This is a genomic window from Enterobacter cloacae complex sp. IR5450 (genome assembly GCF_049238665.1).
GTDB classification, from domain to species: Bacteria; Pseudomonadota; Gammaproteobacteria; order Enterobacterales; family Enterobacteriaceae; genus Enterobacter; species Enterobacter hormaechei_C.
Genome location: NZ_JBMKIC010000009.1, coordinates 76,229 through 97,516, shown reverse-complemented (window position 1 = coordinate 97,516; position 21,288 = coordinate 76,229). Strand labels below are relative to the sequence as shown.

General features: G+C 51.1%; 19 protein-coding genes, 3 tRNA genes, 2 other RNA genes and 1 pseudogene. 14 read left to right on the top strand and 11 right to left on the bottom strand.

The features are described from left to right. Window positions 1-143: 143 nt before the first annotated feature. From ACOTYB_RS09960 to ACOTYB_RS09930, 7 genes are all read right to left on the bottom strand, one after another. A non-coding RNA gene (locus tag ACOTYB_RS09960) (RtT sRNA) lies at window positions 144-274 on the bottom strand. 45 nt (window positions 275-319) lie between these two features. Continuing rightward, window positions 320-450: non-coding RNA, RtT sRNA (locus ACOTYB_RS09955), on the bottom strand. A 45-nt stretch (window positions 451-495) separates the two neighbouring features. Beyond that, window positions 496-580 (bottom strand) — tRNA-Tyr (locus ACOTYB_RS09950). 34 nt (window positions 581-614) lie between these two features. Further along, window positions 615-699, bottom strand: a tRNA-Tyr gene (locus ACOTYB_RS09945). 34 nt (window positions 700-733) lie between these two features. Further along, window positions 734-818: transfer RNA gene (locus ACOTYB_RS09940), tRNA-Tyr, on the bottom strand. 157 nt (window positions 819-975) lie between these two features. After that, complete coding sequence (gene purU, locus ACOTYB_RS09935) at window positions 976-1,818, bottom strand: formyltetrahydrofolate deformylase (RefSeq protein WP_003856715.1); 843 nt, start codon at window positions 1,816-1,818, stop codon at window positions 976-978. A gap of 41 nt (window positions 1,819-1,859) precedes the next feature. Beyond that, entirely contained in the window at window positions 1,860-2,324 is a 465-nt protein-coding gene (locus ACOTYB_RS09930; RefSeq protein WP_045333133.1) for a YchJ family protein, read from the bottom strand. A gap of 113 nt (window positions 2,325-2,437) precedes the next feature. Here ACOTYB_RS09930 and rssA point away from each other — a divergent pair, with 113 nt between their 5' ends. From rssA to galU, 3 genes are all read left to right on the top strand, one after another. After that, window positions 2,438-3,340: a patatin-like phospholipase RssA gene (rssA, locus tag ACOTYB_RS09925; RefSeq protein WP_045333132.1), complete on the top strand. Its 903-nt coding sequence runs from the start codon at window positions 2,438-2,440 to the stop codon at window positions 3,338-3,340. 89 nt (window positions 3,341-3,429) lie between these two features. Next, window positions 3,430-4,443: a two-component system response regulator RssB gene (gene rssB / locus ACOTYB_RS09920; RefSeq protein ID WP_003856721.1), complete on the top strand. Its 1,014-nt coding sequence runs from the start codon at window positions 3,430-3,432 to the stop codon at window positions 4,441-4,443. A gap of 199 nt (window positions 4,444-4,642) precedes the next feature. Next, window positions 4,643-5,548: a UTP--glucose-1-phosphate uridylyltransferase GalU gene (gene galU / locus ACOTYB_RS09915; RefSeq protein ID WP_003856723.1), complete on the top strand. Its 906-nt coding sequence runs from the start codon at window positions 4,643-4,645 to the stop codon at window positions 5,546-5,548. A gap of 202 nt (window positions 5,549-5,750) precedes the next feature. Here the strand turns inward: galU and hns are convergent, their stop codons facing one another. Further along, window positions 5,751-6,164 carry a histone-like nucleoid-structuring protein H-NS gene (gene hns, locus ACOTYB_RS09910; RefSeq protein WP_003856724.1) on the bottom strand — a complete coding sequence of 138 codons (414 nt, stop codon included), beginning with the start codon at window positions 6,162-6,164 and terminating at the stop codon, window positions 5,751-5,753. A 550-nt stretch (window positions 6,165-6,714) separates the two neighbouring features. On the opposite strand from hns, the gene tdk reads away from it, so the two are divergent. After that, window positions 6,715-7,329: a thymidine kinase gene (gene tdk, locus ACOTYB_RS09905; RefSeq protein ID WP_003856726.1), complete on the top strand. Its 615-nt coding sequence runs from the start codon at window positions 6,715-6,717 to the stop codon at window positions 7,327-7,329. 69 nt (window positions 7,330-7,398) lie between these two features. On the opposite strand, the gene adhE is transcribed toward tdk, so the two are convergent. Then, a complete protein-coding gene (adhE, locus tag ACOTYB_RS09900) occupies window positions 7,399-10,080 on the bottom strand; it encodes a bifunctional acetaldehyde-CoA/alcohol dehydrogenase (RefSeq protein ID WP_003856730.1) in 2,682 nt (893 codons plus the stop codon). A 480-nt stretch (window positions 10,081-10,560) separates the two neighbouring features. Between adhE and ACOTYB_RS09895 the strand changes: the two genes are divergently transcribed. From ACOTYB_RS09895 to ACOTYB_RS09865, 7 genes and pseudogenes are all read left to right on the top strand, one after another. Beyond that, window positions 10,561-11,208 (top strand): YchE family NAAT transporter, encoded by a 648-nt coding sequence (locus tag ACOTYB_RS09895; RefSeq protein WP_126524876.1) that lies wholly within the window; start codon window positions 10,561-10,563, stop codon window positions 11,206-11,208. Between the two features lie 768 nt (window positions 11,209-11,976). After that, a complete protein-coding gene (gene oppA / locus ACOTYB_RS09890; protein ID WP_220153111.1) occupies window positions 11,977-13,608 on the top strand; it encodes an oligopeptide ABC transporter substrate-binding protein OppA in 1,632 nt (543 codons plus the stop codon). A gap of 82 nt (window positions 13,609-13,690) precedes the next feature. Further along, on the top strand, window positions 13,691-14,611 hold the full coding sequence (gene oppB / locus ACOTYB_RS09885) for an oligopeptide ABC transporter permease OppB (protein ID WP_003856738.1): 921 nt from the start codon (window positions 13,691-13,693) through the stop codon (window positions 14,609-14,611). Window positions 14,612-14,623: 12 nt separating this feature from the next. Next, window positions 14,624-15,532 (top strand): oligopeptide ABC transporter permease OppC, encoded by a 909-nt coding sequence (oppC, locus tag ACOTYB_RS09880; protein WP_015570372.1) that lies wholly within the window; start codon window positions 14,624-14,626, stop codon window positions 15,530-15,532. A gap of 11 nt (window positions 15,533-15,543) precedes the next feature. Beyond that, window positions 15,544-16,557 (top strand): ABC transporter ATP-binding protein, encoded by a 1,014-nt coding sequence (locus ACOTYB_RS09875; protein ID WP_003856742.1) that lies wholly within the window; start codon window positions 15,544-15,546, stop codon window positions 16,555-16,557. Further along, window positions 16,554-17,558, top strand: coding sequence for a murein tripeptide/oligopeptide ABC transporter ATP-binding protein OppF (gene oppF, locus ACOTYB_RS09870; RefSeq protein ID WP_003856743.1), 1,005 nt, complete (start codon window positions 16,554-16,556; stop codon window positions 17,556-17,558). Before ACOTYB_RS09875 ends, oppF begins: the two co-directional genes overlap by 4 nt. Window positions 17,559-17,572: 14 nt before the next feature. After that, a pseudogene (locus ACOTYB_RS09865) lies at window positions 17,573-18,440 on the top strand (ion transporter). A gap of 31 nt (window positions 18,441-18,471) precedes the next feature. Here the strand turns inward: ACOTYB_RS09865 and ACOTYB_RS09860 are convergent. Then, the gene (locus ACOTYB_RS09860) at window positions 18,472-18,801 is read right to left on the bottom strand and encodes an HI1450 family dsDNA-mimic protein (RefSeq protein WP_003856748.1); all 330 of its coding nucleotides are present in this window, start codon (window positions 18,799-18,801) and stop codon (window positions 18,472-18,474) included. 33 nt (window positions 18,802-18,834) lie between these two features. Continuing rightward, complete coding sequence (cls, locus tag ACOTYB_RS09855; protein WP_003856750.1) at window positions 18,835-20,295, bottom strand: cardiolipin synthase; 1,461 nt, start codon at window positions 20,293-20,295, stop codon at window positions 18,835-18,837. Window positions 20,296-20,438: 143 nt separating this feature from the next. Here cls and ACOTYB_RS09850 point away from each other — a divergent pair, with 143 nt between their 5' ends. From ACOTYB_RS09850 to ACOTYB_RS09840, 3 genes are all read left to right on the top strand, one after another. After that, window positions 20,439-20,612 (top strand): YciY family protein, encoded by a 174-nt coding sequence (locus ACOTYB_RS09850; protein ID WP_017384232.1) that lies wholly within the window; start codon window positions 20,439-20,441, stop codon window positions 20,610-20,612. 118 nt (window positions 20,613-20,730) lie between these two features. After that, window positions 20,731-20,859, top strand: coding sequence for a KPN_01571 family protein (locus tag ACOTYB_RS09845; RefSeq protein WP_210911827.1), 129 nt, complete (start codon window positions 20,731-20,733; stop codon window positions 20,857-20,859). An 11-nt stretch (window positions 20,860-20,870) separates the two neighbouring features. Beyond that, the gene (locus ACOTYB_RS09840) at window positions 20,871-21,281 is read left to right on the top strand and encodes an Exc2 family lipoprotein (protein ID WP_003856751.1); all 411 of its coding nucleotides are present in this window, start codon (window positions 20,871-20,873) and stop codon (window positions 21,279-21,281) included. Window positions 21,282-21,288 lie beyond the last annotated feature (7 nt).

Genomic DNA, 21,288 nt, shown 5'->3' with positions numbered 1-21,288 from the left:
TGCCGGGTGGCGGTTGCGCCTTACCCGGCCTACAGAATTCACTATGCTCGAATCGAACCTTGGTCGAAGCTTCTTATCCTTCCCCGCATGGGAGAACCATGGGGCATTGTGCTTTTGGATAGTGCTAAAGAATCTGGAAGTGATGGTGGTGGGGGAAGGATTACTCAGCGCTTCGCGCTTCGCCCTTCGGGTCGTTGCCTGCGGCAACGCTTTCTCGCTACGCTCGAATCGAACCTTGGTCGAAGCTTCTCATCCTTCCCCGCACTGAAGAACCATGGGGCATTGTGCTTTGAGAGAGTGCTGTAGCATCTGGAAGTGATGGTGGTGGGGGAAGGATTACTCAGCGCTTCGCGCTTCGCCCTTCGGGTCGTTGCCTGCGGCAACGCTTTCTCGCTACGCTCGAATCGAACCTTGGTCGAAGCTTCTCATCCTTCCCCGCACTGAAGAACCATGGGGCATTGTGCTTTGAGAGAGTGCTGTAGCATCTGGAAGTGATGGTGGTGGGGGAAGGATTCGAACCTTCGAAGTCGATGACGGCAGATTTACAGTCTGCTCCCTTTGGCCGCTCGGGAACCCCACCAGGGGTAATTCATATTTTGAGGTAAAGCTGGAGATGGTGGTGGGGGAAGGATTCGAACCTTCGAAGTCGATGACGGCAGATTTACAGTCTGCTCCCTTTGGCCGCTCGGGAACCCCACCAGGGGTAATTCATATTTTGAGGTAAAGCTGGAGATGGTGGTGGGGGAAGGATTCGAACCTTCGAAGTCGATGACGGCAGATTTACAGTCTGCTCCCTTTGGCCGCTCGGGAACCCCACCACGGGGTAATGCTTTTAACTGGCCTGCTTCGTGTTGGAAGCGGGGCGCATCATATCAAATGAGACGCCCCTGTAAAGCATTCCTTTAGGAAAATGAAGCTGTTTGCCTGCTTTTTATCCGCAAAGGCGTAAAGCTAATCAATTCATTTTCCGAGGGATTAAAGAATAATCGTTCTGTTGCCGTACACAAAGACGCGCTGGGCAAGTACCTGATACAGCGCACGGCTTAGTACGTTCTTCTCAACGTCACGGCCGGCACGCATCATATCTTCTGCCGTGTAGGTGTGATCCACGTGAATCACGTCCTGCATGATGATTGGGCCTTCATCCAGATTATCATTCACGTAGTGCGCGGTTGCGCCAATGATTTTCACCCCACGCTCGTATGCCTGGTGATACGGACGCGCGCCAATAAAGGCTGGCAGGAAGGAGTGGTGGATGTTGATAATCTTGTTCGGGAAGCGCGCCACGAAGGATGGCGTCAGCACGCGCATATATTTCGCCAGCACCACGTAGTCCGGGTTATGCGCTTCAATCGCAGCAGCCATCAGGTTGTCGTGCTCTTCACGGGTATGGCCTTCGTGACTGACCAGCTCAAACGGAATGTCGAAACGTTCTACCAGCGTACGCAGCGTCTCGTGGTTGCCAATGACGGCGGCAATTTCGACGTCCAGGCCACCGTAGTTGGCTTTCATCAGCAGATCGCCCAGGCAGTGCGCCTCTTTGGTGACCAGAATGACAATACGGCGACGGCCCGCCGGGTTCAGCTCGCGCACCGAGCCTTCCGGCAGGGCGCTGTCCAGATCGGCAAGCAGGGTTGTGTCGTTGAAAATGCCTTCCAGTTCGGTACGCATAAAGAAGCGACCGGTACGGTGGTCAACGAACTCGTTGTTCTGCACGATATTCAGTTCATGCTTGTAGCAAATGTTGGTAATTCGTGCGATCAGCCCTTTTTGATCGGGACAGATAGTGCGCAGAACTTTACGTTGTAATGATTGCATCGCCGGGAAATCCTGTTTATGTATTTGCGAAGTCTGAGTTGTCAGGCATTACTGCCGCAACACTTTTTAAATTTTTTTCCTGAACCACAGGGGCAGGGATCGTTACGACCGAATTGTGGACGTGTGCCGTCAATATAATACCATTGCCCGCTGTCCTTTAAGAACCGTGAGCGTTCAATGATGGCGCCGGGTTTGTTTTGTTCGCTAAAGCGGGCGACAAAACTGACATAGCCCTCGTTGGCATCGCGGCCGGGAGCGGCTTCAAAGACGGTGAGGCCCTGCCAGACGGTGTTGGCAAATCCGGCTTCAATCTCTTGGCGAAAATCGGCAGCATGGCAGGACGGATGCCAGGTTTTAATCAGGTAGTCTGCGTTTTTGATCACAAAAGCAGTATACCGCGAGCGCATAAGGTGTGACGGGTCTGGTGCAACCTGCTTGCCAGAAAGATATCGCTGGCAACATAGGCTATACTCCAGAGCGCTACCACAGGGGCAGAGTTGAGACACGATTCTCTTCCTGGAACAAAAAATAAGGCGTTAAACGCTTAAGGTAGCAATATGTTAACTGAGCAGGTGCGTTGACGCTATGTCGGGAATCCAGGGGAAGTAAAACAGGGCTAATGAGAAAGGTAAAAATTGGACTGGCGTTGGGCTCAGGTGCAGCCCGGGGTTGGTCACATATTGGCGTTATCAATACCTTAAACCAGATGGGGATTGACGTTGATATTGTCGCAGGATGTTCTATCGGGTCGCTGGTCGGATCCGCGTACGCCTGCGGTAAGCTCCCGGAGCTTGAAAGCTGGGTGCGCTCCTTCAGTTACTGGGATGTGCTGCGCCTGATGGATCTCTCCTGGCAGCGTGGCGGCCTGTTGCGCGGCGAACGCGTTTTCAATCAGTTTCGCAAGATAATGCCCCTCGCTGACTTCAGCCACTGCCAAATGCCTTTCGGGGCCGTTGCAACCAACCTCAGTACGGGCAGGGAGTTATGGCTCACCGAAGGGGATATTCATCTCGCCGTTCGTGCATCCTGTAGTATGCCTGGATTAATGGCGCCTGTGCCTCACAATGGCTACTGGCTCGTTGACGGTGGCGTAGTGAATCCTGTCCCTGTCTCTCTGACGCGCGCCATGGGGGCGGATATCGTCATTGCCGTGGATTTACAGCACGACGCTCACCTTATGCAGCAGGATTTGATGCCGGTTAATCTTCAGAGCGATGACACGGAAGAGGAGAAACTTGCCTGGCATGCTCGATTACGCGGCAGAATAGGGCGCCTGGCTGCCCGTCGCGCGGTGACCGCACCGAACGCCATTGAAATCATGACGACCTCTATTCAAATTCTTGAGAATCGCCTCAAGCGAAACCGTATGGCTGGCGATCCTCCGGATATTCTTATTCAACCCTATTGTCCACAAATCTCTACCCTTGATTTCCACCGGGCTGAGGCCGCCATAGCAGCGGGCTCGTTAGCCGTCGAAAAGAAAATAGATGAACTGTTGCCTTTTGTGCGTACAGCACGTTGAGCACTTTTTTGATTACTTCAGCAAAATCTGACAGGCGATAGTACCAATAGCATGCCACTATTGAGTAACTGTCAGCCAGGGGAGGAACCATGACACAGCCATTGGCCGGAAAACATATTTTGATAGTAGAAGACGAGCCCGTTTTCCGATCGCTACTGGATTCGTGGTTATCCTCACTGGGTGCAACCACGTCCCTTGCCGAAGATGGCGTCGAGGCACTGGAAAAAATGGCCAGCATGGCGCCGGATCTGATGATCTGCGATCTCGAGATGCCGCGCATGGACGGATTAATGCTGGTAGAAAACCTGCGTAATGAAGGTTATCAGACACCGATACTGGTGATCTCGGCCACCGAAAATATGGCGGATATTGCTAAGGCGTTGCGTTTAGGAGTGCAGGATATCCTGCTCAAACCGGTTAAAGATTTAAACCGTCTGCGCGAAACGGTGTTGGCCTGCCTGTATCCCAATATGTTTAATTCCCGGGTGGAAGAAGAAGAACGTCTTTTCCAGGACTGGGATGCTTTAGTCAGTAATCCGCTCGCGGCCGCGAAGCTGCTTCAGGAACTTCAGCCGCCGGTGCAGCAAAATATCTCTCATTGCAGAGTAAATTATCGCCAGCTGGTAGCGGCTGACCAGCCTGGACTGGTGCTGGATATTGCGCCGCTCTCGGATTCCGACCTCGCTTTTTATTGCCTGGATGTTACCCGAGCGGGAGATAACGGCGTTCTGGCGGCCTTATTACTCCGGGCGCTGTTTAATGGATTGCTACAGGAACAATTATCCCATCAGGGGCAACGACTTCCTGAGCTAGGCAGTTTACTAAAACAGGTCAACCAACTTTTTCGCCAGGCCAATTTACCGGGGCAGTTCCCGCTTCTGGTTGGCTATTATCACAGCGGGTTGAATAACCTTATTCTGGTGTCTGCGGGATTAAATGCCACACTGAATACTGGCGAACACCATATTCAGGTGAGTAACGGCGTGCCGTTGGGTACGCTGGGAAATACTTACCTTAATCAAATTAGCCATCGCTGCACCTCCTGGCAGTGCCAAATTTGGGGTGCCGGAGGGCGGTTACGCTTAATGTTGTCCACGGAGTAAGCAGTCAGATTTTATTTTTCAGATTGCTTTACCTGTGTTTTTGCTGGCAGTGCTACTATCGCTGCAAGTTTCATGCGTATTTGTCTTAATTGATCGGCAACGCGTTCTTTTCAGACCCGTATTAGTGGCTGAGACTGTATACTCAACGCGTTATTCAATGCATAAAAGTTCAAAACTTGAACAGTTCAGGAGAATTTCAATGGCTGCCCTTAATTCGAAAGTCAGAAAGGCCGTTATCCCGGTGGCGGGATTGGGTACCAGGATGTTGCCAGCGACGAAGGCAATCCCAAAAGAGATGCTGCCTCTGGTTGATAAGCCATTAATCCAGTATGTCGTGAATGAATGTATTGCAGCAGGTATCACCGAAATTGTGCTGGTGACGCATTCATCTAAAAACTCTATCGAAAACCATTTCGATACCAGTTTCGAACTCGAAGCAATGCTGGAAAAACGCGTTAAGCGCCAGCTGCTGGAGGAAGTGCAGTCTATTTGTCCTCCACACGTTACCATTATGCAGGTTCGTCAGGGCCTGGCGAAGGGCCTGGGGCATGCAGTATTGTGCGCACATCCTGTAGTGGGTGATGAGCCGGTCGCGGTTATTCTGCCTGATGTGATCCTTGATGAGTACGAGTCCGATCTTTCCCAGGAAAACCTGGCGGAAATGATTAAACGCTTCGACGAAACCGGCAGCAGCCAGATTATGGTTGAGCCAGTCGACGACGTGACCGCTTACGGCGTGGTTGACTGCAAAGGCGTTGACCTGCAACCTGGCGAAAGCGTACCGATGGTTGGCGTTGTTGAAAAACCTAAAGCGGACGTCGCGCCGTCTAACCTTGCTGTTGTTGGTCGTTACGTACTGAGCGCTGAAATTTGGGCGCTGCTGGCGAAAACGCCTCCTGGTGCGGGCGATGAAATCCAGCTGACGGATGCTATCGATATGCTGATCGAGAAAGAGACCGTGGAAGCCTACCATATGAAAGGTAAGAGCCATGACTGCGGGAATAAGCTCGGTTATATGCAGGCATTCGTCGAATATGGTATTCGCCATAACAGCCTGGGTGAAGAATTTAAAGCCTGGCTCAAAGGTAGCGTGGGTATAAAGTAATAAACTCACCAGCCTGTGAACAAGACCGGTGTGGCGTCGCCCACCGGTTTTTTTATGCCTGTCACTCTGTAATTGGCGGGGGATTGTCAAGGACGTTAAATACGGAGCCTCACAATATGACAGAATGTAAGGAGATGTTCGGGCGAATATTACAGGCATAAAAAATCCCGCATTAAGCGGGATTTTTCAGAATCTTTCCAGATTAATCCTTGATCAGGAAGTCATCCAGTTGTTTACCTTGTTCGTCCATTGCTTTCTTGATTACAGCAGGAGTACGGCCCTGGCCGGTCCAGGTTTTCTCTTCGCCGTTCTCATCGATGTAGCTATATTTAGCAGGACGTGCCGCGCGTTTTGCTTTGGTACCGGTTTTAGCCGCAGCCATGCTGTTCAGCAATTCGTTTGGATCGATACCATCGGCAATCAGCATTTCGCGATACTGTTGCAGTTTACGTGTACGTTCTTCGATTTCAGCCGCAGCTGCGCTTTCTTCTTCACGACGTTCGTTAACTACAACTTCTAATTTTTCGAGCATTTCTTCAAGCGTCTCAAGGGTACATTCTCTTGCCTGCGCACGAAGAGTACGGATGTTGTTCAGAATTTTAAGTGCTTCGCTCATTGTAGTAATCTCAAACTTATAATGGGGGTGGGTTTGTTGTCCTAATAATAGAGCCTTAATTTCACTTGTGCAATAGGTGGGAATGTAAGGAATTCAAAAAATACAAAATAAACGACGCTATTATTAATTACGCTAACTTAAATTTCATTGTTTGTTGGGGCTGCGAGATATCGTTTCAAACGGCAAAAGCGCGTCATTTGCATGTTTGTTTTGTGACTTTTACCTCAGGAATTATAGTTGCGGTTGATAAATATCAGCCTTTTGTATTACCCCGTGTAAACGCAGCGAAGCCAGGAATAGTTAATAAATAGTGAATTTTAATGAACGAAGAAGACACTATAAAAAGAAGTGTTATCTCTGGTTGCGGTCTCACCTTATTGTCAGTGTTTAATGCCTTTACTGCCTGTTTTAACGCATTATTTTGCGCTACTCGCGAAGGATTTACGGGTGCATGGCAGGCTGGAGTGTGCTGCTCGCCGCTGATGACGGTACAAAATATGGTACAATGATCCATCGGGAATATTTCACATTGATTAGGGTTCTTCGGCCAATGGCACAACTTTATTTCTACTATTCGGCAATGAATGCAGGGAAATCGACGGCGTTACTGCAATCCTCATACAATTATCAGGAGCGGGGGATGCGTACCGTTGTTTATACCGCCGAAATCGACGATCGCTTTGGGGCAGGGAAGGTAAGCTCAAGAATAGGGCTTTCATCGCCTGCAAGGCTGTTTAACCCTGAAACGGACCTGCTGGAGGACATTCGTGCCGAGCATGCCTCTAAGCCTGTCCATTGCGTGCTGGTAGATGAAAGCCAGTTTCTGACCCGTGAGCAGGTCCATGCGCTTTCAGAGGTCGTTGATGAGCTGGATATTCCCGTTCTTTGCTATGGATTACGTACCGATTTTCGTGGGGAGTTATTTGCCGGCAGCCAGTATCTGCTCGCCTGGTCGGATAAGCTGGTTGAGCTGAAAACAATCTGCTTTTGTGGCCGCAAGGCAAGTATGGTTCTTCGCCTGGACCAGTCGGGTAAACCCTATGCTGATGGCGAGCAGGTGGTGATAGGAGGCAATGAACGTTATGTCTCGGTCTGCCGCAAGCATTATAAAGAGGCGCTGGCTGTAGGCTCGCTGACGGCGTTACAGGGCGACAATCGAAAATAACATGAATGTTTTACCGATCCTCAGATATAAAAAAACCCGCCGCTGGCGGGTTTTTTATCACACTGTCAACTAAGCGTTTTTCTTCGCTTTCTTGTCAGCCTTTACAACTGCGGGGATTTCAACTTTTACGGCTGCGACATCGCTTTCAGTGAAGTTACGACCGTAATAAGTATCCAGCAGGATCTGTTTCAGTTCGGAAATCAGTGGGTAGCGCGGGTTAGCACCAGTACACTGGTCATCGAATGCATCTTCAGACAGCTTATCTACGTGAGCGAGGAAGTCAGCTTCCTGAACGCCTGCTTCGCGGATAGATTTAGGAATACCCAGTTCCGCCTTCAGACTTTCCAGCCATGCCAGCAGTTTTTCGATCTTCGCGGCAGTACGGTCGCCCGGTGCGCTCAGACCCAGGTGATCTGCGATTTCAGCATAACGACGGCGCGCCTGTGGACGGTCATACTGGCTGAATGCAGTTTGCTTGGTTGGGTTATCGTTGGCGTTATAGCGGATAACGTTGCTGATCAACAGGGCGTTCGCCAGACCGTGAGGAATGTGGAACTGTGAACCCAGCTTGTGCGCCATAGAGTGACAGACACCCAGGAAGGCGTTAGCAAACGCGATGCCCGCGATTGTTGCCGCACTGTGTACACGTTCACGCGCAACAGGGTTTTTCGAACCTTCGTTGTAAGAAGCTGGCAGGTTTTCTTTCAGAAGTTTCAGCGCCTGCAAAGCCTGACCGTCAGAGAACTCAGAAGCCAGTACGGAAACGTAAGCTTCCAGAGCGTGAGTTACCGCATCCAGACCACCGAACGCACACAGTGATTTCGGCATTTCCATGACCAGGTTGGCGTCAACGATAGCCATATCTGGCGTCAGTGCGTAGTCAGCCAGCGGGTATTTCTGACCGGTTGCGTCATCAGTCACAACGGCAAATGGAGTCACTTCTGAACCAGTACCGGAAGTAGTGGTGACGGCGATCATTTTCGCTTTCACGCCCATTTTCGGGAACTTGTAGATACGTTTACGGATATCCATAAAGCGCAGCGCCAGTTCTTCGAAGTGAGTTTCCGGATGCTCGTACATCACCCACATAATTTTCGCAGCGTCCATTGGGGAACCGCCACCCAGTGCGATGATCACATCAGGTTTGAAGGAGTTCGCCAGTTCAGCGCCTTTACGTACAACGCTCAGGGTTGGGTCAGCTTCAACTTCAAAGAAGACTTCAGTTTCCACGCCAGCCGCTTTCAGAACAGAGGTGATCTGGTCTGCATAGCCATTGTTGAACAGGAAACGGTCAGTCACGATGAGCGCACGTTTGTGGCCATCAGTAATCACTTCATCCAGCGCGATTGGCAGAGAGCCGCGGCGGAAGTAGATAGATTTCGGAAGTTTGTGCCACAACATGTTTTCAGCTCGCTTAGCAACGGTTTTCTTGTTGATCAGGTGTTTTGGACCAACGTTTTCAGAGATGGAGTTACCACCCCAGGAACCACAACCCAGAGTCAGGGAAGGTGCGAGTTTGAAGTTGTACAGATCACCGATACCACCCTGAGAAGCAGGGGTGTTGATCAGGATACGTGCCGTCTTCATCTTCTGACCGAAGTAAGCAACACGCTCAGGCTGGTTATCCTGATCGGTGTACAGGCAAGAGGTGTGGCCGATACCGCCCATTGCCACCAGTTTCTCTGCTTTTTCTACCGCGTCATCAAAATCTTTCGCACGGTACATTGCCAGCGTTGGGGAGAGTTTCTCGTGAGCAAACGGCTCACTTTCATCAACGACTTTCACTTCACCAATCAGAATCTTGGTGGTAGCAGGGACGCTAAAGCCAGCGAGTTCAGCAATTTTATACGCTGGCTGACCTACGATAGCTGCGTTCAGCGCGCCATTTTTCAGGATCACGTCCTGAACGGCTTTCAGTTCTTTACCTTGCAACAGGTAGCCGCCGTGGCTGGCGAAACGTTCACGAACGGCGTCGTATACCGAATCAACCACGACAACAGACTGTTCAGATGCACAGATAACGCCGTTATCGAAGGTTTTAGACATCAGCACAGAAGCAACTGCACGCTTGATATCTGCCGTTTCGTCGATCACAACAGGGGTATTACCTGCGCCTACGCCGATGGCGGGTTTACCGGAGCTGTATGCTGCTTTAACCATACCAGGACCACCGGTCGCCAGAATCAGGTTAATGTCCGGGTGATGCATCAGAGCGTTGGACAGTTCAACAGAAGGTTGGTCGATCCAGCCGATCAGATCTTTTGGCGCACCCGCAGCAATGGCTGCCTGAAGCACGATATCTGCTGCTTTGTTGGTGGCGTCCTTCGCACGTGGATGCGGAGAGAAAATGATTGCGTTACGTGTCTTCAGGCTGATGAGAGATTTGAAGATGGCGGTAGAGGTTGGGTTAGTGGTTGGAACGATACCGCAAATGATGCCGATCGGTTCTGCGATGGTGATGGTGCCGAAAGTATCGTCTTCTGACAGCACACCGCAGGTTTTCTCATCTTTATAGGCGTTGTAGATATACTCTGAAGCAAAGTGGTTTTTGATCACTTTATCTTCAACGATACCCATGCCGGATTCGGCAACGGCCATTTTAGCGAGAGGGATTCGAGCATCAGCAGCAGCCAGAGCGGCCGCGCGGAAGATTTTATCAACCTGTTCTTGAGTGAAATTGGCATATTCACGCTGGGCTTTTTTCACGCGCTCGACGAGGGCGTTCAGTTCAGCGATATTGGTAACAGCCATAATGCTCTCCTGATAATGTTTAAACTCTTTTAGTAAACCAGCGCTCGATACGTCTGACAGTATAGTCAGAGCCGATCCCACTTGCGTAACACACAGTAAAACAAAGGATTACTCACTGCTCCAGCTCACTAATTTACTAAAAGAGCCTTACCTTAGCATCATACCTTTTTGATAGGTGATCTCCCTGGCGGCGTAACCAAGATTACTCACTTCTGAGTACGAAAATTATGATCGAGATCAATTTTGTCCTAAGCTGATACCTTTCAGCAGGGTTATTTTGTGCTAATTATTCTACTGTTAAATAATTAAGTAACTATTGGAAGCAGCGATATCATTGATTACACAAATGTTTAACATCATGAATTGATAACGTTTAAGAACAAATTTCTGGTGAAGTATGCGGCTAAAAAGCGTATCTTCAGCGCGGATTTATCATGACACGCAGTTTCTCCCTGGCCATGCTCAATTGCGGAGCTTAATGTGATTCAAACGCTCTTTGATTTCCCTACATATTTCAAGTTTTTTATCGGCTTGTTTGCTCTGGTTAACCCGGTAGGGATCATCCCTGTCTTCATCAGTATGACCAGCTATCAGACGGCTGCGGCACGAAATAAAACCAACCTGACGGCAAACCTGTCGGTGGCCATCATCTTGCTTACGTCTCTTTATCTCGGGGACGCCATTCTTCAGGTCTTCGGCATCTCGATTGATTCGTTCCGTATAGCAGGCGGGATCCTGGTGGTGACGATTGCCATGTCGATGATCAGCGGCAAGCTGGGGGAGGATAAACAGAACAAGCAGGAAAAATCAGAGACAGCTATCCGCGAGAGCATCGGGGTCGTGCCACTGGCGCTGCCGTTGATGGCGGGCCCGGGGGCGATCAGTTCCACTATCGTCTGGGGAACGCGCTACCACAGCCTGATGCACCTGATTGGCTTTTCCGTCGCTATTGCGCTGTTTGCACTGTGCTGCTGGGGCGTATTTCGTATGGCGCCATGGCTGGTTCGCTTGCTGGGACAAACGGGCATCAACGTGGTTACCCGTATCATGGGTCTGTTGTTAATGGCGTTGGGCATCGAATTTATCGTTACCGGTATAAAAAGTATATTCCCCGGGTTAGTACACTGACTTTCATTTGAAAGAGCGGAGCCAGCGGCTCCGTTTTTTACGTGATTATCTGCAAATCATATAAATAAAGTTGAAATAGGCGCCAGTCATAATAAGTTCTACTAATAACTCTCTTTTGTTGTTTTTCAAGAAGTTGTTTATTTTCATTTCCCCTTGCCGCGCATAAATCCCTCAAACCCTCTGTTATTTTACTCACATGATACTCTGGGGCTTGCTGACAGATAACCGAAATGATATTAGTAATTTCGACGCTGACTCAGACGAATGTGCTAAATAATAATCAATTGTTAAATTATCGTGAAAAATCGTTCAGCTAAGCTATTTCGTCGCGTTTGGAGCAACAAAATTTCTTATCTGTATGAATTACATGTCTTTTTGTTGATTTCGGCGTAAGCCAGGGTTGGCGCCATAGTTATGCCAGTCATCGTAAAAGAGAAATGCTTAACAAATTTGCAAAATGTATTGGCGAGAGTTGGCACCATTTGGTACTTTCCGGCCTTATATTTTGCAGCATTAAACAAGTTGATGAGAACTATTTTCATATAGCCCTCACGTAAGATATCCAACGCATCTCTCTGACAGGGGAGAGGTGTAAAGAATCGACGCAAGACCGCCGTACGAGCGGTCAGTAATAATGAAGTCGGTGATAGCAAGAAGTAAAAAAAGAACCTGACAGTAGCAAAAAAAACTCCTGCGCTGTACAGGCCCCAACAGGGGATTACACAACTGGCGAAGGCCAGTCATTATAATGAGTGGAGTATCAACACAATGTCCATCATCACAAAAAAAAGTCTGGTAGCGGCGGGGATTTTTACTGCGCTAATCGCGGGCAACGCTGCAATGGCTGCGGACGTTCCTGCTGGTGTTCAGCTGGCTGAGAAGCAAACGCTGGTACGTAATAACGGTGCGGAAGTGCAGTCTCTTGATCCGCACAAAATTGAAGGTGTTCCAGAGTCTAACGTTAACCGCGATCTGTTTGAAGGTCTGCTGGTGACTGACGTAGACGGCCACCCGGCTCCGGGCGTGGCGGAAAAATGGGACAACAAAGATTTCAAAGTCTGGACCTTCCATCTGCGTAAAGATGCCAAATGGTCCGACGGTACGCCGGTTACCGCCGAAGATTTCGTCTATAGCTGGCAGCGTCTGGCGGATCCAAATACCGCCTCCCCGTATGCGAGTTACCTCCAGTATGGCCATATTGCCAATATCGATGACATCATCACGGGTAAAAAGCCAGTAACCGACCTGGGCGTAAAAGCCATCGATGCCAATACCTTTGAAGTGACGTTGAGCGAACCTGTTCCGTACTTCTATAAGCTGCTGGTTCACCCGTCCGTCTCCCCGGTACCAAAATCCGCGGTAGAAAAATTTGGTGAAAAATGGACGCAGCCTGCGAATATCGTGACCAACGGTGCATATAAGCTGAAGGACTGGGTCGTTAACGAACGTATGGTGCTGGAGCGCAACCCGCAGTATTGGGATAATGCGAAGACCGTTATCAATCAGGTCACCTACCTGCCAATCTCTTCTGAAGTGACGGACGTAAACCGCTACCGCAGTGGTGAAATCGACATGACCTATAACAACATGCCGATTGAACTGTTCCAGAAGCTGAAAAAAGAGATCCCGAAAGAAGTTCACGTCGATCCGTATCTGTGCACCTACTATTACGAAATTAACAACCAGAAAGCACCGTTCACCGACGTACGTGTTCGTACCGCACTGAAGCTGGCTCTGGATCGCGACATTATCGTGAATAAAGTGAAGAATCAGGGCGACCTGCCAGCTTACAGCTACACCCCGCCTTACACCGACGGTATGAAGCTGGTTGAACCTGAATGGTTCAAATGGTCCCAGGAAAAAAGTAACGAAGAAGCGAAAAAACTGCTGGCTGAAGCTGGCTATACCGCCGACAAGCCGCTGACCTTTAGCCTGCTGTACAACACCTCTGATCTGCATAAAAAACTGGCTATTGCCGTCGCGTCTATCTGGAAGAAAAACCTCGGCGTGAACGTGAAGCTGGAAAACCAGGAATGGAAGACCTTCCTCGATACGCGCCACCAGGGAACCTTTGACGTGGCACGTGCAGGATGGTGTGCGGACTATAACGAACCGACCTCATTCCTGAACACCATGCTGAGCGACAGTTCGAACAACACCGCACACTATAAGAGCCCGGCGTTTGATAAGCTGATTGGCGAAACCCTGAAGGTGGCAGATGACGCCCAGCGCGCCGATCTGTACGCGAAATCAGAACAACAGCTCGATAAAGACTCTGCGATCGTTCCGGTTTACTACTACGTTAACGCCCGCCTGGTGAAACCATGGGTAGGGGGTTATACCGGTAAAGACCCGTTGGATAATATTTCCGTTAAGAATCTTTATATTATCAAGCATTAATGGCAATACGTGGGGCGAGCGAGCTTGCCCCACTGTGTCTATTTTGTAACATTCATCAGGCACACGCCAGAAGGTACGGGCAATGTTGAAATTTATCCTGCGTCGCTGTCTTGAAGCGATTCCAACGTTATTTATTCTAATTACAATTTCCTTCTTCATGATGCGTCTTGCACCGGGCAGTCCTTTTACCGGTGAACGCACGCTTCCGCCAGAAGTTATGGCCAACATCGAAGCGAAATACCATTTAAACGATCCTATCACCACGCAGTACTTCAACTATCTGAAGCAGCTTGCACACGGTGATTTTGGTCCGTCATTTAAATATAAAGACTATTCCGTTAACGACCTGGTGGCGTCCAGCTTCCCGGTATCGGCTAAATTAGGAGCTGCTGCATTTATCCTGGCCGTTGTTCTCGGTGTCACTGCGGGCGTTATCGCCGCGCTTAAACAAAATACCCGATGGGATTACGCCGTAATGGGGGTCGCAATGACCGGGGTGGTTATCCCCAGCTTCGTTGTTGCGCCGTTGCTGGTCATGATATTCGCCATAACCCTGAAATGGCTTCCCGGAGGCGGCTGGAACGGCGGGGCGCTGAAGTTCATGATATTGCCGATGGTGGCATTATCTCTGGCCTACATCGCCAGCATCGCCCGTATTACCCGCGGTTCAATGATTGAAGTCCTGCACTCGAACTTCATCCGTACCGCCCGTGCGAAAGGGCTGCCGATGCGCCGGATTATTTTCCGTCATGCCCTCAAGCCTGCACTGTTACCGGTACTCTCCTATATGGGCCCTGCTTTCGTCGGCATTATCACGGGTTCAATGGTGATTGAAACCATTTATGGTCTGCCGGGCATCGGGCAGCTGTTTGTTAACGGGGCGCTTAACCGTGACTATTCGCTGGTGCTGAGCCTGACGATCCTCGTGGGTGCGCTGACCATTCTGTTTAATGCCGTTGTCGATGTGCTGTATGCCGTTATCGACCCGAAAATCCGTTACTAACTGGAGCACGCCATGATGTTGAGTAAGAAAAACAGCGAGGCGCTGGAAAACTTCAGTGAAAAGCTGGAGGTTGAAGGTCGTAGCCTTTGGCAGGACGCCCGCCGTCGTTTTATGCATAACCGTGCCGCCGTTGCCAGCCTGGTCGTGCTGGTGCTTATTGCGCTGTTTGTCACCCTGGCGCCAATGCTCTCTCAGTTCACCTATTTCGATACGGACTGGGGCATGATGTCCAGCGCGCCGGATATGGAATCCGGGCACTATTTCGGCACTGACTCCTCCGGGCGTGATTTGCTGGTGCGTGTGGCGATTGGCGGCCGTATCTCCCTGATGGTTGGCATCGCGGCGGCGCTGGTGGCGGTGATCGTCGGCACGCTTTACGGTTCGCTTTCCGGATACCTCGGCGGGAAAGTGGACTCCGTGATGATGCGTATGCTTGAAATCCTGAACTCCTTCCCGTTCATGTTCTTCGTCATTCTGCTGGTGACCTTCTTTGGTCAAAATATCCTGCTGATCTTCGTGGCGATCGGGATGGTGTCCTGGCTGGATATGGCGCGTATTGTGCGCGGCCAGACGCTGAGCCTCAAACGTAAGGAGTTTATCGAAGCCGCACAGGTTGGTGGTGTTTCTACCGCCAATATTGTGGTGCGTCATATCGTTCCTAACGTGCTGGGCGTGGTTGTGGTATACGCCTCCCTGCTGGTGCCAAGTATGATCCTGTTTGAATCTTTCCTGAGCTTCCTGGGATTAGGTACGCAAGAGCCGCTGAGTAGCTGGGGCGCTCTGTTAAGTGATGGCGCAAACTCCATGGAAGTGTCACCGTGGTTACTGCTGTATCCGGCGGGCTTCCTGGTCGTCACCCTGTTCTGTTTCAACTTTATCGGCGATGGCCTGCGTGATGCCCTCGACCCGAAAGACCGTTAAGGAGCGCCGTCATGACTATTATTGAAACGGCAACCGCGCCACAGGCGCAACAGCGGACCAGCGCACTGCTGGACGTTAAAGACCTCCGCGTGACGTTTAAAACCCCCGACGGGGATGTTACTGCCGTTAACGATCTCAACTTCGACCTGCGTGCCGGTGAAACGCTGGGCATTGTGGGCGAATCCGGTTCCGGTAAATCCCAGACCGCATTCGCGCTGATGGGCCTGCTGGCGTCAAACGGCGTGATCGGTGGTTCGGCGACGTTTAACGGAAAAGAGATCCTGAATTTGCCGGAACATGAGCTGAATAAGCTGCGCGCGGAGCAGATTTCAATGATTTTCCAGGATCCGATGACGTCCCTGAACCCCTATATGCGTGTGGGCGAACAGCTGATGGAAGTGCTGATGCTCCACAAGGGGCTGGGTAAAGCCGAAGCGTTTGAAGAGTCCGTCAAAATGCTGGATGCGGTGAAAATGCCTGAGGCACGTAAGCGCATGCGCATGTATCCGCACGAATTCTCCGGCGGTATGCGCCAGCGCGTCATGATCGCGATGGCATTGCTTTGTCGGCCAAAACTGCTGATCGCTGATGAACCGACCACCGCTCTGGACGTGACCGTCCAGGCGCAGATCATGACGTTGCTGAACGAGCTGAAGCGCGAGTTCAACACCGCCATCATCATGATCACCCACGATTTAGGCGTCGTTGCCGGGATCTGCGACAAAGTGTTAGTCATGTATGCAGGTCGCACGATGGAATACGGTAATGCCCGCGATGTGTTCTACCAGCCAGCCCATCCGTACTCTATCGGGTTGCTGAATGCCGTACCGCGCCTTGATGCGGAAGGGGAGTCGCTGCTGACTATCCCGGGTAACCCGCCAAACCTGCTGCGTCTGCCAAAAGGCTGTCCGTTCCAGCCGCGTTGTCCGCATGCGATGGAAATCTGTAACAGCGCACCGCCGCTGGAAGCGTTTGTCCCAGGCCGTCTGCGCGCCTGCTTTAAGCCGCTGGAGGAGCTGGTATGAACGCAATCGACGAAAAAAGAAATGTGCTGCTCGAAATCGCTGACCTGAAGGTCCATTTCGATATCAAAGACGGTAAACAGTGGTTCTGGCAGCCTGCCAAAACCCTGAAAGCGGTGGATGGCGTCACGCTACGCCTGTACGAAGGGGAGACCCTGGGCGTGGTGGGTGAATCTGGCTGCGGCAAATCGACATTTGCGCGTGCGATCATCGGCCTGGTGAAAGCCACCGACGGGAAAGTGGCCTGGCTTGGCAAAGATCTGCTGGGGATGAAGCCGGATGAATGGCGCGACGTGCGCAGCGACATCCAGATGATTTTCCAGGATCCGCTGGCGTCCCTGAACCCGCGTATGACCATTGGCGAAATCATTGCCGAGCCGCTGCGCACCTATCATCCGAAGATGCCGCGCCAGGAAGTTCGCGATCGGGTGAAAGCGATGATGCTCAAGGTGGGTCTGTTACCTAACCTCATAAACCGCTACCCACATGAGTTTTCCGGCGGTCAGTGCCAGCGTATCGGTATCGCACGCGCGTTGATCCTTGAACCAAAACTGATTATCTGTGATGAACCGGTTTCGGCGCTGGACGTCTCCATCCAGGCCCAGGTGGTTAACCTGCTACAGAAACTGCAACGGGAAATGGGGCTGTCGCTGATCTTCATCGCCCACGATCTGGCGGTGGTAAAACACATTTCGGACCGTGTGCTGGTCATGTATCTGGGCCACGCCGTGGAGCTGGGTACGTATGATGAGGTGTACCACAATCCGCTGCACCCTTATACCAAAGCGCTGATGTCTGCGGTTCCCGTTCCGGATCCCGATCTGGAAAAAAATAAAACCATTCAGCTTCTGGAAGGTGAACTGCCTTCGCCAATCAACCCGCCTTCAGGCTGCGTATTCCGTACGCGATGCCCAATAGCCGGGCCGGAATGTGCAAAAACACGGCCGGTTCTGGAGGGCAGTTTCCGACATGCGGTTTCCTGCCTGAAAGTAGACCCGTTATAATCGCAAGGGCTGACATGATGTCAGCCCTTATTTTTCGAGGTTAATGTGTCGCGATTATTCACGTCGGCCCGTCAGCGGCTGTATCACCTTTTATTTGATCCTGAGACGGTTTCCGGTCGCCGTTTCGAAGGCCTGTGTGGTTTATTTGCGCTGATTAGCGTCATTATTATCTTTATCGAATCCGGGGCCGGAACGCAGTACCACATGACGTATGAGGAGTGGCACATTTTCGTCTGGCTGGAATTGATTGTCACGCTGGTGTTTACCGCGGAATATGTGCTGAGGGTCATTAGCTGGCCAAATCCGGCGAAATACGTTTTCAGCTTCTGGGGATTTATTGATTTAGCCACCATCCTGCCGCTGTATGTCATGTGGCTGTGGCCTGAGATCAGCCTGAATTATGTGTTTGCCTGGCGCGCAATGCGGGCGATTCGCGTGTTACGAATTCTCAAACTGCTGCGCTTTATGCCGTCGCTGCGGGTTTTTTGGGTCGCCATTGTCAGCGCCCGCCACCAGCTGATTCTCTTCTATTCGTTTATTGCTATCGTGATGATCGTTTTTGGCTCCCTGATGTATTTAATCGAAGGGCCAAAATACGGGTTTACCACGCTTAATGCGTCTGTTTACTGGGCTATCGTCACGGTGACCACCGTGGGCTATGGTGATATTACCCCGCATACGCCGCTCGGACGTATTGTGGCATCGGTTCTTATCCTGATCGGCTATTCAGTAATAGCGATACCAACGGGGCTAATTACCACCCATATGAGCAGCGCCTTCCAGAACAGCAAGCAGCAACGCAAATGTCCGAATTGTCAGCAGGGGAATCATGAACCCGGCGCGCGGTTTTGTCACCGCTGTGGAAATGCCTTACCGGATTAAATAAAAAAGGCTGCGCGGGCAGCCTTTTTTATTATTCGCGCCAGAGAATATGGCACAGTTTGTGGTCTTTCTCGCGGCACAGCAGGACGCGGGCAAAGATGTCGTTAATTTCTCCGCCGTCTTCATCTGCCAGGCCAATCACCACCTCGGCGAAGAAGTCCGGATTGAGGTCAAAATCGACGTGTTCGGCCCAGTCTTCAGCCGGATCGAACAGCTCAGCACCGCCACGCTCTTCAAATTGCAGGTTGAAAAGAATGACGTCAGCAGGGTCGAGATTATCGACCGCCAGCTCGAGAAAAATATCGTAGGCCTGTTCGAGCGTTTCGTCTTCGGTCAGGCGATTGTTCAGATCCATTTCCATGATGACTACCTGTTAAACATCGTTGGGCACGTTTTACAGCAACGGGCTAAAGAAGTAAAACAGTCGTTCGGCAATTCGCTGCCACAGCGGACGTTTCGCCCACAGTCTGGCGTCCAGCAGGCGTGAGCGGGAGATATAATCGTCCTGAACCGCTGCCAGATCGCCACCGAACCCGGCGTCATCAATGACCAGCGTAATTTCAAAATTCAGCCACAGACTGCGCATATCGAGGTTAACGGTGCCCACCAGACTCAGCTCTCCGTCCACCAGCACGCTCTTGGTATGTAACAGCCCGCCTTCGAACTGATAAATTTTAACGCCTGCGGCCAGCAGCTCACTAAAGAACGCGCGGCTTGCCCATCCCACCAGCAGCGAATCGTTCTTGCGCGGCATAATAATGCTCACATCCACTCCGCGCTGTGCCGCTGTACAGATGGCATGCAGAAGGTCGTCGCTGGGAACGAAATAGGGCGTGGTCATGATCAGATATTCCCGCGCGGAGTAGGCGGCGGTCAGCAGTGCCTGATGGATCAGATCTTCCGGGAAGCCAGGACCGGATGCGATAGTGTGGATAGTGTGCCCGCTGGCTTCCTCAAACGGCATGATATTGCCATCCGGGGGCGGGGGAAGTATGCGTTTACCGGTTTCAATTTCCCAGTCGCAGGAGTAGACGATACCCATTGAGGTCGCGATCGGTCCCTCCATCCGCGCCATCAGATCGATCCATTGCCCCACGCCGGAATCCTGCTTGAAGAAGCGGGGGTCAACCATGTTCATGCTGCCGGTGTAGGCGATATAGTTATCGATCAGAACCATTTTCCGGTGCTGGCGGAGATCCATGCGGCGCAGAAAGACGCGGAAAAGATTCACTTTCAGCGCCTCGACCACCTCGATACCGGCGTTGCGCATCATGCCTGCCCACGGGCTACGGAAAAAGGCCACGCTGCCGGCGGAGTCCAGCATCAGGCGGCAGTGGATACCGCGACGTGCAGCGGCCATTAGTGATTCGGCGACCTGGTCCGCCATGCCGCCCGGCTGCCAGATATAAAACACCATCTCGATATTATGCCGTGCGAGCTGGATATCACGGATCAGCGCCTGCATCACATCATCGGAAGAGGTCATCAGTTGCAGTTGATTACCTTTTACCCCAGCAATCCCCTGGCGGCGTTCGCACAGCTTGAACAGAGATGCGGCCACGCTGCTGTTCTCTTCAGCGAAGATATGCTTGCAGGCTTTAAGGTCTGCAAGCCATTTCGCCGTGGAGGGCCACATGGCGCGGGCGCGTTCGGCGCGGCGTTTACCCAGATGAAGTTCACCGAAAGAGAGATAGGCGATGATGCCCACCAGCGGCAGAATATAGATAATCAGAAGCCAGGCCATGGCGGAAGGTACCGCTCTGCGTTTCATCAGAATGCGCAACGTCACCCCGGCAATTAACAGCCAGTATCCTAAAATGACCAGCCAACTCACCACGGTGTAGAAGGTTGTCATAAATAAAAAATCCTTTTGAAAGCGTATTGTTATGAGTTTACGCATCAGGATTCATCTGGCAAATAAAAACACCAGATAAAAGCGCTGGTTTGCCGCCTGCTTAGGCATATAATGGCATCTCTGTTAGAGAAAGAGTTGTAGACATGAAGCGCAGTAGAACTGAAGTTGGGCGCTGGCGCATGTTGCGACAGGTGAGTCGTCGTAAGGCTCGTTGGCTGGAAGCACAATCCCGCCGCAATATGCGTATCCACGCCATCAGAAAATGTGGCCTGAACAGACACCGTAACGCGCTGTTGTTCGCGGTCCAGGACATCTGAAAAGCATGAAGGGCACCGTAAAGGTGCCCATTAAACATCCAGGCTATCAATTTTTGCAGTCTCTTCCCATCTGCTTTCCGCGATATACTAAGTCCCCTTAACGTCATGATATTAAAAGATGAATCCTTATCTCTGGATTTTTATTGTACTTTTGGCGCTGGATGCGCTCAGGGAAGATTTAGGACTTTCGTCATTTTCCTCATTGGCAGATTATGTTTTCGCATGCGGAATACATTGGCTTTATTAAAGGAACAAAGGATGAACGGAAAAGTAATGGCAGCACTCTTTGGGATTGCGATATTAAGCGGTTGTGCCAGCAGCAAAACCTCACCCGAACGGCACGCGTTTTATTTCGTGTCGCATCAGTCCAGCTTTACTGGCGGCAATTACACCTCCAGCGTGCAGAAAAATTATCAGCTGAACGTGGCGCAGTTCCGCGAGCTTTATGCCCGGGGCAAAGCTGACCGCGCGGAAGGGCGGACTCAGGCTGAAGCCAGTGAATACGCACAAAGCATTCGCGATCAGCTAAAAGAAAATGCGACGTCTCAGGAATTGTTCGCAGGCAACACGAAGGATAAATGGTCATCGGACATGGACAGTAAAGACGCCATATTATTTGGCAACGAACTGGCCGCGACTTATCTTGATGGCTATAACGGCGTACAATAGCGCAACT